This window comes from Ruegeria lacuscaerulensis, assembly GCF_013033355.1.
In the GTDB taxonomy this organism is placed as follows: Bacteria; Pseudomonadota; Alphaproteobacteria; order Rhodobacterales; family Rhodobacteraceae; genus Ruegeria; species Ruegeria lacuscaerulensis_A.
This window is the reverse complement of sequence record NZ_WQDY01000002.1, coordinates 444,582-461,140: the sequence shown is the minus strand read 5'-3', so window position 1 is coordinate 461,140 and position 16,559 is coordinate 444,582. Positions and strand designations below refer to the sequence as shown.

The following is a 16,559-nucleotide window of genomic DNA, read 5'->3' as shown; positions in this document are numbered from 1 at the left end:
CAATGCACGGGGGTGTTGCATTTAGACGCCAGGGAATTCGCCAATACCAGCAGTCGGCTTTCCAAGAACATGCTGTTTTTCCGTCTCAAATCTGAGCGTCCCGAAATCTCACAATTTAAATTTTTCGGGGAAAAGTCCGCACAAGAAACGTCTGATAAGATCAACAGAGCGTCGTCGTGAAAAACCCTGCATATCTGTTAGGTAATTGACCCACATACCTTCCAGCAAAGCCAGCGTTCCGGCAGTGGCATCGTCCACCAAGTTTGGGTCACGCTCGTTTTTTTGAGCTATCTCCTTAAACGCAAGCCGCAATGTCTCGACAAGTTTTTGATCCTGAGTGCTGCTGTAGCGGGCAATGCCTGGGTGTGAGCTCGCGATGCCGCGAAATGCATGCCAGATTTTTGTACTTCTTGGATTGAGCAGTGCTTCGGACAGATCCGCCTCGATCACAGCCATCACTCGGTCTTCGGGCGATGCATCCGAGCCCAGATCGGTCATTTTGTCCATCTCGGAATAATATTGGGCACTGAAATGCTGGGCTGCTGCCGTCAACAAATTGTCTTTCCCGCCGAAATGCAAATGGATCATTCCGCGTGACAAACCAGAACGCTCGCAGATGCAGCTGACCGTCGTCTCGGTGACTCCAATATCCGCGATAGAGTCCAGAGTCGCCTTGATCAGAAGTTGCTTACTGGCATCTGGATCACGTTTCGAGCCACGTTTTCTTCCTCTAACGTTTTCCACTTTATTCAATAATTCCATTTACTTGATAGCATCACTCAAGTCTTTCTCACAGGAAGATTGACACGAAAGACCGTTCTGGCGCAACATTTAATGGACGATCGTCCATTAGTGACTCGTGAAAATCCGGATGGGAGTTTGGGTAATCTTTCGTAGCGAAGCATCCCGGGGCTATACCCTCAGCGCACCAGCCACGGCTTATGTGGGCTTTCTGGTGGCGGCTCCGTTGTTGATCCTGATCGCCTATTCGTTCTGGACGCAAACCTACGTAACGCTCGACAAGACGCCGACACTAAAAAACTATAGCGACGCGTTTGCTGATCCTCTGGTTAGACACTTAATGCTCAGGTCGATCTGGATTGCCGGAGCAGTTACAGCAGTTACTGTCGCACTGGCATATCCCATCGCTTATTTCATCGCGATGAAGGCCCGTAAAAAGACCATCTGGCTTCTGCTCATCACCATTCCATTCTGGTCTAGCTACCTCCTGCGTGTATTTGCGTGGAAACTCATCCTGGGGTTCAACGGCGTAATGAATTCTGCACTGCTGATGCTTGGTCTGATCGACGAACCGCTCGACTTCCTTCTCTACAATGAATTTGCAGTCGTGCTGACGCTTGCCCATGCTTGGGCGCCATTTGCGATCCTGCCGATCTATGTCTCATTGCAGAAGATCGATCCGAGCTTACTAGAAGCCGCCACCGACCTCGGTAACAGCCCTTTTCAACGCTTCATGCGGGTGACGCTGCCACTAACCATCCCGGGGATCATTGCTGCTTGTCTGATCATATTTATTCCCACGGTAGGTGACTATGTGACCCCGGCACTGGTTGGCGGGTCGGATGGAAAGATGATCGCCAACCTTATTCAGGTGCAGTTCGGGGCCGCCAACAACTGGCCACTCGGCGCCACCCTTTCACTGATCGCGATGCTATCGGTTGGCTTTGTCGCTATAGTGTTTGTAATTACCGCCACCCGGCTAGGGAGGCGGATAAGATGAGACGCCCTTCGACCCTGACAGCCTACGCCTTTCTGTATTTGGTTTTTCTTTACCTGCCGGTCCTTTTTCTGCCCTTGTTTTCATTCAACAGCGGCACAATCGTTGCCTTTCCCATCAAGGGCTGGACGCTGGACTGGTATCGGAAGCTGGGCGAACAGGATACCTTGATCCAGGCCCTTTGGAATTCGCTTGGCGTCGGCACCGTCGTGGCACTTCTTTCTACCGCTATGGGATTGTTCGCCGCCCGCGCCTTTGTTCGGTACCGTTTTCGGGGTCAGCGTGCTGCCGAAGGTCTGGTGATGCTGCCTTTGGTTATACCGGGCATTATCGTCGCTTCTTCAATGCTGGTTCTGTTTTTGTTTATCGGTCTTAAGCCGTCTTTGCTGACCGTCGTTCTGGGTCATACATTTCTTGCGCTGCCGTTTTCCGTCTCGATCCTGAAGTCTGCGTTTGATGACTTCGATGCGTCGCTGGAGGAAGCATCATACGATCTAGGTGTCGGCGTGTTCGACACCTTCCGCCGCGTGACGCTTCCGGTCGTTTCCCCGGGTATCGTCGCAAGTTTGCTGGTCACTTTCACAGTCAGCTTCGACGAGTTCGTGCTCGCCTTTTTCCTGTCCGGCAACCAACCAACCTTGCCAGTCTACATCTGGAGCCAGATTCGTTTCCCCGCCAAGCTTCCAAACGTTTTGGCCTTAGGCTCTATCCTGCTGCTTTCATCGGTTCTACTTTTGGTGCTGGCCGAGTATTTCCGGCGCCGCTCATCCGCATCAGGGGTCCAATGACAGAAAAAAACATCATCGAACTCAGGGGCGTCGAGAAACGCTATGGCACTTTTCTTGCGGCTAGCGGGATCGACCTCGATCTCAAGGAAGGCGAGTTTTTCTCACTCCTCGGCCCATCGGGATGCGGCAAAACCACGGTATTGCGGATGATCGCTGGTTTCCAAGAGCCGACCAAAGGCACCGTACTGATCGACGGTCAGGATATGGATGGTGTGCCTGCCAACAACCGCCCGACGAACATGGTTTTTCAGAGCTACGCCATCTTCCCGCACCTGAATGTTGGAAACAACGTGGCTTATGGATTACGTGGCAAGGCCCCCAAGGCCGAAATCGACCAGCGTGTGGCCGAAGCCTTGGAAATGGTCGAGCTGGGCGGTCTTGAGGATCGCGGCGCAAGTGAGCTGTCAGGCGGGCAGCGGCAAAGGGTGGCGCTCGCCCGTGCGCTGATCATGCGACCCAAAGTATTGTTGCTGGATGAGCCCTTGTCGGCCTTGGACAAGAAGCTGCGCGAGCAGATGCAATTTGAAATGCGTAATCTGCAGCAATCGCTGGGTATAACCTTTGTGATGGTCACACACGACCAATACGAGGCGATGACAATGTCTGACCGCATTGGCGTGATGTTCAATGGGCGGCTAAAGCAGGTGGATACGCCAACAACGCTTTACGCCCGGCCCTGCGATCAGCAGGTTGCCAGTTTCATCGGTGAGATGAACATTTTGCCTGCCCAGTTGCTTGAGGAAAATGGCGATACGCTTTCAATCGACGCGAAGGCCTTTGGCCAAATGGAGATTGAAAAAAACCCCAACGTCGCAACCAGCGCCCGAGATATGAACATCGGTATTCGACCCGAACAATTGGAAATCACCTCTGAAAAACCCGAAGACTATCCATCAACTGTTCAGGGCAAAGTCAGCAACGTCGCCTTCTATGGCGAGAACATTCACTACCACATTCAGGTTGCGGAAACCGACAAGCCGATCTCGGTCTCGGTTCCGAACTACTTTCACACGGTTGATTTCAATCGCGGCGACGCAGTTTGGCTGGGAGTCCAAAGCGCCAGCGTGATCGATCTTGGCACTGACACAGAATAAGAAAATGGGAGGAAAAAAATTGAAACTTCAGGGAATTGCGGCCTTCGCATGTGCGACGGCAATAAGTACAGGAAGCGCCAGCGCTGGTGGAGCTGATCTGACGGTATTTGACTGGTCGGGATATGAAGACCCGGGATTCTTTGCCAGCTACATGGAAAAATACGGGAATGAAGCACCGAGCTATTCCTATTTCGGTAGCCAGGAAGAAGCCTTTACCAAGCTAAGCTCCGGATTTACAGCTGATTTAGCGCATCCTTGTTCCGACGCGGTCAGAAAATGGGTCGCAGCCGATCTGATTCAGCCGCTGGACGAAAGCAAGCTGACCAATTGGGCGGATGTGCTGCCCGAGATCAAGGAGGTCGACGCCATCGTTCTGGACGGCCAGCTTTACATGTTGCCGTTCGAATGGGGGAACACGGGCCTTATCTATCGCACCGACAAGATCTCGGGGGACGATATCTCACTGCAATTGCTGGCCGACCCGGCCTATGCCGGTAAGATCGCTATCCCGGATGCCGCATCATCTGCTTATGCGTTAGCGGCGCTGGCTACTGGAAATGCTGACGACTACACCAACTTGAGCGATGAGCAGTTCAAGGAAGCGTCTGACTTCCTGCGCTCGATCCACCCGAACATGCGCTTTTACTGGTCCGACGCAGGTCAGTTTGACCAGGCCATGACCAGCGGCGAGATCGAATTCGGTTGGGCCTGGAACCAGTCAGAACTAAACCTGATCTGGAATGAGGTGCCTGCCGCGATGATGCGAGACGTCGACAAGGGTATCGCGACCTGGGCGTGCGGCTACGTGCATCTGAAATCATCCACGACACCGGTCGATCAGGTCTATGATCTGTTGAACGCGCTTACCGACCCGGCCAGCGGTCAGTACATCATCGACAACTGGGGCTACCCGCATTCGAACGCAAAAGCGTTCGAAGTTGCCGATCAGGCCAACATCGAAGCCTATGGTTTCTCCGATCCAAAAAGCTTCTTCGAGGGCAGTTTGTTCTTTGATGCGGTGAACCCCGAGCTTGAGGCAAAAATGCTGGCGGAGTTTGAACGGATCAAAGCCGGCTTCTGATTCAACAGTATCTCCGGGGCCAACCAGCCCTGGAACACAAACACAGGAAAACGCGTGAACATGTCAGACGCGAACCCATATGCTATGCTCTTGGAACCGGTTCAGATCGGGCCAGTCACTGCCAGGAACCGCTTCTATCAGGTGCCTCATTGCACCGGGCTGGGGCACCTCCGACCAAGGGCGGATGCTGCCGTTCGTGGAATGAAGGCCGAAGGCGGGTGGGCGGTGGTTTCCAATCAGGAGACCGAGATTCACCCGACTTCTGACCTTTCTCCTTACGCCGAAGGGCGGCTATGGGACGCGCGCGATGTGCCCGCGTTGCGGCTGATGACAGACGCAGTGCATGCACATGGTGCGCTGGCGGCTATCCAGCTGGTTCATAACGGCAATCATGCGCAAAACCTGCTTACCCGCGCCCCGGTTCTTGCACCTTCCGAAATGTCTGTCGACACTACACACCCCAAGCAGGCGCGGGCTATGGATAAAGCCGACATTCGGGAATTTCGCCGTTGGCACCGCGAGGCCGCCTTGCGCGCGAAAGATGCCGGATTTGACATCATTTATGTGTATGCCGGGCACAACATGACATTGGCGCAACATTTCATGCTGCCGCATATGAACCAGCGTAGCGATGAATATGGTGGGTCGCTCGAAAATCGCGTGCGTCTGACACGTGAACTGCTGGAAGACACTCACGAAGCCGTGGGCGACAGCTGCGCTGTGGCGTTCCGTTTTGCTATTGATGAGATGATGGGTGCCGGGGGCATGCAGGTAGCAGAAGAAGGCCGCGCCGTTGTCGAGCTTTTGGCCGATCTTCCTGACCTATGGGATGTGAATGTGGCTGACTGGTCCAATGACAGTGCCACGACTCGTTTTCAGCCAGAGGACGGATATCAGAACGCGTTTCTGTCCGACGTTAAGCAGATCACCCAAAAACCTGTGGTTGGTGTCGGTCGCCTGACATCCCCCGACATGATGCTGTCGATGGTCAAAAAAGGAATTGTCGACCTTATCGGTGCCGCGCGGCCATCCATTGCGGACCCTTTCATACCAAAAAAGATCGAGGAAGGCAGGATCGACGAAATCCGCGAATGCATCGGCTGCAATATCTGCGTGTCGTCGGACAATCTGGGTATCCCAATCCGATGCACTCAAAACCCTACGATGGGTGAGGAATGGCGACGCGGTTGGCACCCCGAGATCATCGCGCCGAAAAAGAGCAACGCGGATACTTTGGTTGTTGGCGGTGGCCCTGCCGGTCTTGAATGCGCCATGCAGTTGGCAAGGCGAGGATATCAGGTGACCTTGGCCGAAGCGTCAGCCGAATTGGGCGGGCGGGTTACGAAGGAAAGCAAACTTCCCGGCCTCGCAGCTTGGTCCCGCGTCGTCGACTATCGTCTGCATGATTTAAAGCAACGCGGCAACGTTCAGCTTTTCACTGACAGCAGGCTTGATGGCGATCAAGTGGCAGAGCTGGGCGTCGAACATGTCTTTGTGGCCACCGGCAGCCTTTGGCGAACCGACGGCATGGGCCGTAACACCCAGCGCCATGTGCCACAGATCGAGCAAAGCGCCAATGTGCTGACGCCTGATGACATAATGAATGGTGTTCTACCGCCTGATGGCCCGGTCATGATCTATGATGACGATCATATCTATCTGGCAGGAGTGATCGCCGAAAAACTGGCGACGGCAGGATACCAGGTGGTCTTTGTCACGCCGGAGAATTTGGTTTCAGCTTACTCCATCAATACTTTGGAGCAGCCTCGCATTCAGGCCCGTCTGATGGAGCTTGGTATCGACATTCGTTGCAATCAGGTGCTGACGGCGGTTCAAGGTGACATGGCCCGCATCGGTTGTGCCTTTACTGGTCGCGAAATGGATATTCCATGTGCCTCGACAATTCTGGTCACTGAACGTCAGCGTGGGACGACGCTATATGACAGCTTGCGCGGGCTCAGGTTGAAAACCGTCGAACTTATTGGCGATGCCGCTTCTCCAGGGCTGATCGTCGACGCAGTCTTCGCGGGCCACCGCGCGGCCCGTGATTTTGAACGCCCCAAGGCAGAAGCAGACCAGGATTGGTTTCGCCGCGAGATAATCGATTTGGAGGAAACGAGATGAACAGCCGACCGTTTGAGTTGGATGCGCTGATAGCCTCGCACCAGTACGGCCACGCCCTGCCGCGCGAATTCTATACCTCCCAAGACATCTATAACTATGACATCGCCCGGGTCTGGAACCGCAACTGGCTTTGGGCAGGTCACGTCAGTCAAATCCCAAGCCCCGGTGACTACTTCCTGTTAGACTATGGCCCGGAGAGCATTATCGTTGTTCGCGACCGCGATGGCGACATTCGTGCTCATTTGAATGTCTGCCGCCATCGCGGATCTCGCGTCTGCACTGAACAATCCGGCAACGCCCGCGTTCTTGTTTGCCCCTACCACGCATGGACATATGAGCTATCAGGAAAACTTCGTGCAAGTCACAATATGGGGGAACAATTCGACCCGTCAAAGTTTGGGCTTCTTCCCGTTCAGGTGAGTGTCTTAAAGGGCCTGATCTTTGTCTGTGCCGATGCAAACACCCCATCACTTGATCCTGTCCTCAGCAAACTTGAGCCACTCGTCGAACCCTATGGCCTGAACGATTTGAAAGTAGCGCATACCGCGTCATTTCCTGTTCCCGCGAATTGGAAACTAGCGGTTGAGAACTACCTTGAATGCTACCACTGCGGGCCAGCTCACAAAGAGTATTCTCGATCCCATAGCTTGAAATCACCGCAAGACATGGCTGGTTTGGTCGAACCGCTAAAGGCTAGGGCTGTAGAAGCCGGGCTGTCACCCAATGAATTGACTCTTGTCGGCGACGCTGCGCTGACCCCATTTACCAGCGGGTACTATCGTCGCTATCCGCTTTACCAAGGCTACAAAACCGGCAGCCAATCGGGCGAGGCACTTGCACCATTGCTTGGAACGCTCAAAGGCTTCGACGGTGGCGCAACAGACTTTGATGTTGGTCCGTTGAATTGGTTCCTGATTTATTCGGATCACATGGTCGGCTACCGCTTCATTCCACGAGGCTTACAGGAAACCGACATTCAGGTGGTCTGGCTGGTTCGCGCTGACGCCGAAGAAGGCGAAGACTACGACAAAGAAGACCTGACCTGGCTTTGGCATGTCACATCTTTGGATGACGAACGCATCATTCGCCACAACCAGTCCGGCGTAAATTCTCAATACTTCCAACCGGGCCCCTTGGGCGAGATGGAAACCTCGATCCAGGACTTCTACGATTTCTATTTCAACATGATCAGCCCGGACCCAGAACAAAGGATGTCCGGTCATGGCTGAGGCAAAATCACGCCGTCGCGGCGGCGGCGGACGCGCCGCGCGCATCAAGGTTCAACAGGCTACCACGGGCAATGAGGCCGTACGTGGAGGCCTAAGTGGCGGCCGCTATAAACCGCTGACCCAAGCAGATATGGAGAACATCCATCAAGCGGCCTTAACCGTTGTGGAAAACACGGGCGTTACCGACCATTTCCCGGAATTGCTTGATCTGGTGCTTCCCAAAGGCGCAGTTTTGAATGACCTCAATAGGCTGTGCTTCCCCCGCGCCCTTATGGAAGACATCCTGGCGGTTGCCGCCAGAGAGTTTTATGTCTATGCCCGCGGTGAGCGTGCAGGCAAAGACGACATGCATTGCTCGGCCGAGAGTGTCTATTTCGCCAACTCTGGCACCGCCGTCACAACCTTCGATTCCGAGACCAAGTCCTATCGTCCATCGGTTCTGCGCGACGTTTATGATTTCACCCGACTAGTGGACCGCTTGGACAACATCCATATGCTGGGCGACACAGTTTTGGCCACCGACGTGACCGATAATTTCGCTCACGACATGAACACCATATATGCGATGCTCGCAGGCAGCCAAAAGCCTGCCTGTCTGACCTTTCGCGACCGCAGCCATATCCCGCATGCCATCCGCATGTTTGATTTGGCTCACGGTGGTGAAGGGGCTTTCATGAAGAAGCCAAGCGTCATATTTGGCGGCTGCCCAATGGTTTCCCCCTTGCGGATCGGCAAGGAGAACATGGAAATCCTGATTGATACTGCCAAACTTGGTCTAACTGTCGATCTGGCCGTGCCTCCTCAGGCCGGGGCCACAGCCCCCGCGACGCTTGCGGGAACACTGGTGCAAACCGTGGCCGAAACGCTGGCCTGTGTTGCCATTGTAAACCTCATCACACCGGGCTGTCCGGTCTGCTTTGCCGCCTGGCCCTTCATCACAGACCTGCGTAGCGGATCGTTCACCGGCGGCAGCGGTGAACAGGCTCTCATCGGGGCGGCAGCCATTCAGATGGGCAATTTCTACGGCCTTCCCACATCCGTTGGCGCAGGCATGACCGATGCAAAAATACCCGACGCGCAATACGGGTTGGAAAAAGCACTGACCTTCACGCTTGCCGCCCATGCCGGTGCCAATCGTTTGTGCGAGTTCGGCGGTATGATGGGTAGCCTGATGGGATGCAGCTTTGAAAGTATGGTCATCGATGACGAAGCGGGTGGTATGATCCTGCGATCGTTGCGCGGGATAGAGGTCACGGATGAAACCATGGCGGTAGATGTGATCCACCAGTGTGCCATCGACCCAGGTCATTTCCTCGGTAACCCTCACACGCTGAACTATATGAACACCGAATTTGTCTACCCGCGGCTCATGGATCGTGAGCGTACAGATACATGGGAAAACGAAGGCAAAACTGATCTATTGGACCGCGCCCGTGACAAGGCCAATTCCATTCTCGACAGCCATTTCCCCAACTACTTCGGCGCCTCAGACGCTCAGGTGCGCGAAGAGTTCCCAATTGTGATGAGCGCAGAAAGCATGGCCCGCCGTGGATAACTCTAACGCCAAGCACTGGGACAACGATCATTTCCTGCACCCGTGGGAAGGAATGGCAACTTTGGGCAAAAGCGACCGCACTTTTATCGAAGGTGCCAGCGGCATCCATGTGGTTAACGAAATAGGCGAACGCTTGATCGACGGACCAGGCGGGATGTGGTGCACTCAGATCGGTTATGGGCGAGAGGAGATGGCCGAGGCCATGGCTGAGCAGGCTCGAAACCTCGCCTATTTCTCTCCCTTCAACAACGCCAACTCAACTGCCGCGCTGTTCGCACGCGAAATCGCCAAACGTGCGCCGGGCGACTTGAACAATGTCTTTTTTACCACCGGCGGTTCGACTGCGGTGGATACGGCCATCCGCTTTGTCCACTTTCGAAACAACCTTTTGGGTCGGCCCGAGAAAAAGAAGATCATTTCAAGGCAAAAAGCCTATCACGGAAGCACTTATCTGGCGGCCAGCGTCAGTGGAAAAGAGCGTGACAGGCTTTGGCTAGACAAGGCGGATGACCTCGCACATTTCCTGCCCGACGTGAATCCGCTCTACCGTTCACCTGGTCAAAGCGACGAGAGTTTTCTAAAGGAGAAAATTTCCGATCTTGAAAACGCCATTGTAGCTCTTGGCCCCGAAAACGTTGCCGCTTTTATCGCCGAACCGGTTCTGGCATCTGGCGGCGTGATCGTGCCGCCGAATGGATACCACAAAGGCTGCCTAAACATCTGCAAGAAGTATGATGTTCTATATATCTCCGACGAAGTGGTGACGGCATTTGGGCGATTGGGCCATTGGTTTTCGTCAGATGCTGTTTTCGGCATTCAGCCTGACATAATCACTTGTGCCAAAGGAATGACATCTGGGTATGCGCCGATGGGTGCCGCGGTTATCTCTGACCGATTGATCGCAGACGTTGGAGGAAAAGATGCGACCTTCTCAAATGGCTACACCTATTCTGGTCATCCGGTTAGCGCGGCTGCGGGTTTGAAGAGCATTGAGATCATAGAGCGGGAAAAACTTCTCGAACACGTTCAAAAGGTCGCTCCGGTTTTTCAGGATCAGCTGCAGCATTTGCGACAGATTGATATCGTTGCCGATGTGCGCGGGATGGGGTTGATGGGATGCGTACAATGCTCAGTCGATGGTGATCCCCGGAGTGATCTGGGATGCGACTACGAGATTGGCGGCCAGATCGATATAGAATGCCAAAAACGTGGGTTATTAGTTCGACCTATTATCAACATGTGTGTTCTTTCACCGCCCCTTATCATCAGCGAAAGTGAAATTGAGCAGATGTTTTCTATCTTGCGCAAGGGGCTTGAAGCGACACGAACGTGGCTTGGCGGAATCAGTGAACAATGAAGAGCTTGCGCCACTGTTGCGGATGTCCGCAGACCGGTATGCCACCGCAGCATTTGAATTCCGTCCTAAATGTCCGCAATGGGCCGTTGTCACACATCCCGACAAAATGACTTATCGGCAGCTTTGTCCGCAACTCGGACCTAGAGCCTATTTTTCTGAACGTCCGGTCTCGCTGAAAGCAGACAACACGTAGCGTCGCCCCAATTTCAGCGGCTTGAATGTCTGCTTCTTCCGAAAGCGGGCATTTTTGAAAACTAACTGGAGTTCCGCTCTGCGGACAAAGCCGCCCGATGCTGGCGCAGCGGAAATCAAATCGATTGCTCGACAGTGTCACGGTATCGCCCGCGACGGGCAGCACGATTTCTCGATACCGGACGTTCAAATCATGCATATAGGCCAAAACTTTATCAGGCCGTTCGCTTCGCTCGGATACATTGTTTCAAATGCGGAGCAAGCTGCCTTATGCTGCTGCGGAGACAACTGGCTTGTTGCGCCACTGTACCTTTGAAAGACAAGCACCCGCCCAGCCAAATATTTTTAGCGAGCGCAGTTTCCGTAACGTTTTTTTTAGTGTTAACTTCGCAGTGCTGCCCGCATTTTGGAGGAGAGGGGCAAACCTTGGAACGCAGGCTTGCCGCCATATTCGCCGCAGACGTAGTCGGTTTCAGCCGTATGATGGCCGAGGATGAGGTGGGCACTTTCGAACGTTTGACCACGGTGCGCCAAGACATCCTCACCCGTTTGATAGATGAAAAGAACGGGCGGATCGTCAAGCTTATCGGCGACGGACTGCTGGCCGAATTTGCAAGCGTTGTTGATGCAGTCGAGGCTGCGATCCAGATACAAGAGGCGGTTAAGGACAGAAACGACACCATTGATCCCCACCAGCGTATCGAATTGCGGATTGGTATCAACCTGGGAGATCTAATCATCGATGGCGACGACATTTACGGAGACGGTGTTAACATTGCGGCGCGCCTGGAACCCCTAGCTACGCCCGGAGGCATCTGCATCTCGCGCGAGGTTTACGAACACACGCGCGGCAAAGTCAGTAAGCCATTTGAATCTGCGGGAGTCCACCGGGTCAAAAACATACCTGAGCCTCTCACGGTATTTCGGATGGCGGACCCGAATGGCTCGAAATACACTTCACTGTCTCGCTTCAAAGTTCGAGGCGCTGTCACGGCGGTGGTGGTAATAGCGGTTCTTTCAGGTGCCGCTTTTATATTGCGTGATGGCATAGTTGCCCTTTTCGGCGGCGCTGAAAGTGAAATCATCGCGGCAGAGGACGGGTTGCCTTCTCTCGTCGTGTTGCCCTTTGAAAACCTCGGGCTGCCAGACGCGGAACGCTACATCGCAGATGGGCTCACGGACGATCTGATTACAGATTTCTCGAAAGTCGCCGGGCTGATGGTGATCGGCAGCAACACCGCGTTTTCCTATCGGGACCGGACAATCGACAGCAGGTCTATCGGTCGCGAGTTGGGGGTGGGCTATGTTCTCGAAGGCAGCGTGCGCAGAGCGGGAACTCGGCTTTTGGTCAACGCGCGGCTGACAGATGTGAGCAGCGGGCAGACAGTATGGGCCGAGCGGTTGGAGCGAGACGAAGCCGATATTTTCTCCATGGAGGCTGGCCTGATAAACGAGATCATTGATCAACTTGGTGTGGATGTGAGTGTGTCCGAAAAGGAGCGGATCGAACGCCTACCTACAACGGATCTGGAAGCATATGACTTCTTTCTCAGAGCCGAAGAAGCCGCTCGCAGCGGCTTTCGGCCCAAGCTGCGCGAAGCGTTGAGCCTCTATTCGGAAGCAACCGCAATCGACCCGACTTTTGCCAGGGCATTCGCGGCACAGGCCCGCACCGAGGCATTGATCATGCGCCGCAACTATGACGATGTGCTGCCCTTTCCTGTCGCCCGGAAACGCGCCTACGAACATGCCGGTCGTGCCTTAGAAATTGATCCCGATGCGGCGATGCCTTTTGCAGTATTAAGCGAGTTGCAGACTGTGGATCGAAGGTATGAGGAAGCGATGCGCTCGGCGCAGCTTTCTGTCGAGAAGGCCCCCGGTGAAGCATCTGCCTATCTTGCCCTGAGCTTTGCGCAAACATTCTACGGACGACATGAAGAGGCGATCGAGAATTTCGAAACGGCTCTGCGTCTCAACCCACTATTGCCGGGCTATGCACGTCAGATCGCAAGCTTGTCCTATATTCTGACAGGGCGTCCCCAACGTGCCGTAGAAATCCTTGAGGAGATAAAAGGCAATTCTCAAGGCATTGAAGACTACTTTAACATCCTCGCTGCCGCCTATGGAGAGGCTGGCCAGACGCAAAAGGCGCAAGCAACTGCAGACGAGGTGGCCGAATTTGCTCCACATACTTCGGCGCAACTCTACAAGGTCTTGTTTGCGCATTTTCGGAAGCAGGAAGAACTCGATCGGATCATTGATGCAATGTTGACTGCGGGCGTGCAGGAATGGCCCTTCGACTTTCAACCTGGCGCGCGCGAAAAGCTATCTGCCGACGCGATTACTGCTCTGATCGATGGCAACGTATGGCAGGGAAACTTCGAAGGCCGCGGACCCGGCTTGATGCAGATTTCAGAGAACGGAAGTATGGCCTTACGCGCATCCACATTGTTTGTCACTGGATCGGCATTTGTGAAAGATGACATATTGTGCTTGCAACAACCCGGTCTTTCGCTTGGTCGCCCGGCTTGTGGCATGGTCTACAAAAATGCCGAAGAAGAGGTCGGGGCGAGCGCGCCTTACAGCTACATCAACCCGCATATTCTGTTTCACTTTAGACCTGGCGGATGACCATCATCCGAGGTGCGCGTCAGTTGGAGTAATCCTTGGCTGCCAGCGGCTTGGTCTTCTCCCAATTCGCATCCGCCTTGGCGATCACCGCCTCCCCTTCTGGGTGGTCAAGCATTTCTGCTCCGGTCGGGTCCGATATAAAGTAAAGCTTCCCATCGATGATCCGCCAGGAATTTACTGGGTCGATATTTTCAGATGCGTTGGCCCCAAGGCCGACACCCAATGTGCAATACCCGCCGTATTGCGGAGCGTATTTGGTTGGGTCAGACTTAAACAGTTCGCGGTTCTCCGCGCTGTTGAAGTGCCACGGCGTGCCAAGCCAATCATATGCGAACTCACTTGACCCCTTTACCGCTCGGCTTTCGGTGAAATAGGCAACAGTATCATAACCTTTGATTGCAACATCGCCGAAAGGCCCAGTGTTGATGGGCTCATCCGCCAGCGCACTCGTGGTCATGCCTGCAATAACCAGCCCGCTCATCAGAAGTCGAATGTTCATTTTTTGACCTTACCTTATGTGCCTGCCTCCAAACACAGGCGGTGAAATTCCGGGCCGAAGGCGTCTGGCGGCGGGCATGTGGCTCCGTTCTGCTTCAGCAGCCCAACGATATCATAGTGTTTACGGAACATCGTTCGGATTAGAACCGAAAAGCCATCGTTATCGAGTGTCACAATATCCGCACCGTTGTCGAGTAGTAGCTCGATCATCTCGATATGACCCTCATCGGCCGCCATGAAGATGGGTGACTTTTCGGCCCTGTTGATGCGTCCATTCACGTCTGCGCCTTTAGCGAGAAGCAGCTGTGCTGTCTCAATCTTACCGCCGAAGGCAGCCGCGTGAAGTGGAGTGAAGCCGCTGTGGTTACGCGCCATCACGTCAGCCCCTGCTTCGATCAGAGCCGCAGCGGTTTCGGTGTTTCCCGCCAACGAAGCAGCGATCAAGGGCGTAGCCTTGTTCGGCCCCCGCTCATCAACCGAGATACCGCTTTCCAACAGAGCCTTAACGGTCGCTGTATCACCCTGCTTTGCTGCATCGAATAACTGACCTGCTTGAGCGGGCCCAAGTACAAAGAATGCCGTTGTAAAGATGGTAATAATCCAACGCATGGATCTACCTCCCCTGTTTGAAGTCTACAGTGAGCCGCTGTTTCGCGCAACGACGGCTTATTCGCTGCGGTGTTAAAGACGAATCCGATCGAGTGGGTTTAGTCCATGCAGCGGCCCCAGAGACAACGAGTGTTTTGTCCGCGATGGAGACGTAGTGCCTCCGAATTTCGCCGCAGCCGGCATGAGTGTTTGGTCTTTAATCTGCGCCGCGGCGCTCCGGTTAACGAGCAGTAATGCTGCAACGGCGTGGTCTACTGGTCGAGAAGGTCTGCTTCGGGCTCGGTGCGGACATTCGCCGAAATGTCGCGAGCGACCGCTGTGTGGACTTTGCAGCCATCCGCATTTTTTCTCCAAAGGACCGTAGTCAGCCCAAACCAGACATTCAGAGTCGGACTTTGCAAAGTCCGGCGGACGGAATAGGCGGACTTTCTTGCCTATTTGAAGATCATGCAAACTTCATTCAACTTGAGAACCGGTGTGGTAGCTTGGTCGAGTGAGTTCATGAGATCAGATCAGTCCAATTGGAGAACGACCATGCGTCATATCGAGTTATTTCGGATATTACCAAAAGCGACCATAGCCTTTGTGGCTTCAGTATCGATGGCCTGGGGATGCACTGGCATCATGTTGACAGGGCAGGATGGAAGCATCGTTCGCGCAAGGACCGCCGAATGGGGGCCGTTCGATCTTGAGACAAAGATCAACATTATTCCGCGAGGTTTCACTTACACCGCAGGCGAAATGCCAGATGGGCAAGACGGAGCAAACTGGACCGGCCGATTTGGAATGGTCGGTATCAGCATGTTGGATCATGGGGCTCCCGCAGATGGGATCAACGAAGCTGGGTTGACCGCCGGGTTGTTTTATCTGCCCGGCTTCACCGAGTATCAGGAGTACGACCCTGACCTTTCCGGCAACACGATTCCCGGCGATTTGCTCGCCAGCTATGTCCTTTCCCAATTTGAGACAGTTGAAGAGGCTGCCACAGGGTTGGCGAATGTCCGTGTCGTCGGGGTCGTGGATGAGACCTTAGGATTTCCATTCCCGTTTCATATGTTGGTTGCTGACCGGTTCGGCGGAAGGATCGTCGTCGAGTACATTGATGGTGACCTGACGGTTTTCGATGCCCCGCTTGGCGTGATCACCAATTCGCCAAACTACGATTGGCACATGACGAACCTAAACAACTATGTAAACCTGTCGGCTCTTGGGCTTCCCGAAGTTGAGGCAAGCGGCGTTACTTTCGCGCCCCTGGGCGCTGGGAGCGGTATGATAGGACTGCCAGGCGACTTCACACCCCCATCCCGGTTTGTCCGCGCAGTCGCCTTTTCCCAGACAGCGCGGGAGACGCAAGGTGGCTATGACACCGTACGCGAGGCATTCCGAATACTGGACAACTTCAACATTCCTGCCGATGCCGCTGAGGGCGCTCAAGACGATGTGCAGTCGGATGACCTACTTTACAGCGCAACACAGATCACAACCGCTGCGGACTCCCTGAACCTCGTTTACTACTATCACACGATGTACGACCGAACGGTGCACATGGTTGATATGAAGCAGATTGACTTCGGAGCTATGGGAGGCGAGATGATCGTCTTTGAAACCAGCGGTGATCGCGAACCAACGTTAATCGATGTGACCCCAACGAATTGACGTTTTA

Annotated in this window: 13 protein-coding genes; 10 read left to right on the top strand and 3 right to left on the bottom strand. The window is 54.2% G+C overall.

The window, feature by feature from the left end; genetic code table 11:
- Positions 1–108: 108 nt before the first annotated feature.
- Positions 109–762, bottom strand: coding sequence for a TetR family transcriptional regulator C-terminal domain-containing protein (locus tag GOW48_RS05680; RefSeq protein WP_170752065.1), 654 nt, complete (start codon positions 760–762; stop codon positions 109–111).
- A 109-nt stretch (positions 763–871) separates the two neighbouring features.
- Between GOW48_RS05680 and GOW48_RS05675 the strand changes: the two genes are divergently transcribed.
- The 9 genes from GOW48_RS05675 (at position 872) to GOW48_RS05630 (ending at position 13,789) form a co-directional block, all read left to right on the top strand.
- Positions 872–1,741, top strand: coding sequence for an ABC transporter permease (locus tag GOW48_RS05675; RefSeq protein ID WP_170549885.1), 870 nt, complete (start codon positions 872–874; stop codon positions 1,739–1,741).
- Positions 1,738–2,526, top strand: coding sequence for an ABC transporter permease (locus tag GOW48_RS05670; protein WP_170752062.1), 789 nt, complete (start codon positions 1,738–1,740; stop codon positions 2,524–2,526). The genes GOW48_RS05675 and GOW48_RS05670 overlap by 4 nt, the downstream gene beginning before the upstream one ends.
- Positions 2,523–3,620 (top strand): ABC transporter ATP-binding protein, encoded by a 1,098-nt coding sequence (locus GOW48_RS05665; RefSeq protein WP_170752059.1) that lies wholly within the window; start codon positions 2,523–2,525, stop codon positions 3,618–3,620. Before GOW48_RS05670 ends, GOW48_RS05665 begins: the two co-directional genes overlap by 4 nt.
- Positions 3,621–3,639: 19 nt before the next feature.
- A complete protein-coding gene (locus GOW48_RS05660; protein WP_234899375.1) occupies positions 3,640–4,701 on the top strand; it encodes an extracellular solute-binding protein in 1,062 nt (353 codons plus the stop codon).
- A 60-nt stretch (positions 4,702–4,761) separates the two neighbouring features.
- Positions 4,762–6,825, top strand: a complete 2,064-nt coding sequence (locus tag GOW48_RS05655; RefSeq protein ID WP_170752055.1) for an oxidoreductase — start codon at positions 4,762–4,764, stop codon at positions 6,823–6,825.
- Positions 6,822–8,054 (top strand): aromatic ring-hydroxylating oxygenase subunit alpha, encoded by a 1,233-nt coding sequence (locus GOW48_RS05650; protein WP_170752054.1) that lies wholly within the window; start codon positions 6,822–6,824, stop codon positions 8,052–8,054. Before GOW48_RS05655 ends, GOW48_RS05650 begins: the two co-directional genes overlap by 4 nt.
- Positions 8,047–9,609 carry a trimethylamine methyltransferase family protein gene (locus GOW48_RS05645; RefSeq protein ID WP_170752051.1) on the top strand — a complete coding sequence of 521 codons (1,563 nt, stop codon included), beginning with the start codon at positions 8,047–8,049 and terminating at the stop codon, positions 9,607–9,609. Before GOW48_RS05650 ends, GOW48_RS05645 begins: the two co-directional genes overlap by 8 nt.
- The gene (locus tag GOW48_RS05640) at positions 9,602–10,966 is read left to right on the top strand and encodes an aminotransferase (RefSeq protein WP_170752049.1); all 1,365 of its coding nucleotides are present in this window, start codon (positions 9,602–9,604) and stop codon (positions 10,964–10,966) included. Before GOW48_RS05645 ends, GOW48_RS05640 begins: the two co-directional genes overlap by 8 nt.
- A 618-nt stretch (positions 10,967–11,584) precedes the next feature.
- A complete protein-coding gene (locus tag GOW48_RS05630) occupies positions 11,585–13,789 on the top strand; it encodes an adenylate/guanylate cyclase domain-containing protein (protein ID WP_170752045.1) in 2,205 nt (734 codons plus the stop codon).
- Between the two features lie 19 nt (positions 13,790–13,808).
- On the opposite strand, the gene GOW48_RS05625 is transcribed toward GOW48_RS05630, so the two are convergent.
- Together GOW48_RS05625 and GOW48_RS05620 are read right to left on the bottom strand one after the other, a co-directional pair.
- Positions 13,809–14,288 (bottom strand): YHS domain-containing (seleno)protein, encoded by a 480-nt coding sequence (locus GOW48_RS05625; protein WP_170752043.1) that lies wholly within the window; start codon positions 14,286–14,288, stop codon positions 13,809–13,811.
- Between the two features lie 14 nt (positions 14,289–14,302).
- Entirely contained in the window at positions 14,303–14,896 is a 594-nt protein-coding gene (locus tag GOW48_RS05620; protein WP_170752041.1) for an ankyrin repeat domain-containing protein, read from the bottom strand.
- A 534-nt stretch (positions 14,897–15,430) separates the two neighbouring features.
- Here GOW48_RS05620 and GOW48_RS05615 point away from each other — a divergent pair.
- Positions 15,431–16,552 (top strand): linear amide C-N hydrolase, encoded by a 1,122-nt coding sequence (locus GOW48_RS05615; protein WP_170334764.1) that lies wholly within the window; start codon positions 15,431–15,433, stop codon positions 16,550–16,552.
- Positions 16,553–16,559 lie beyond the last annotated feature (7 nt).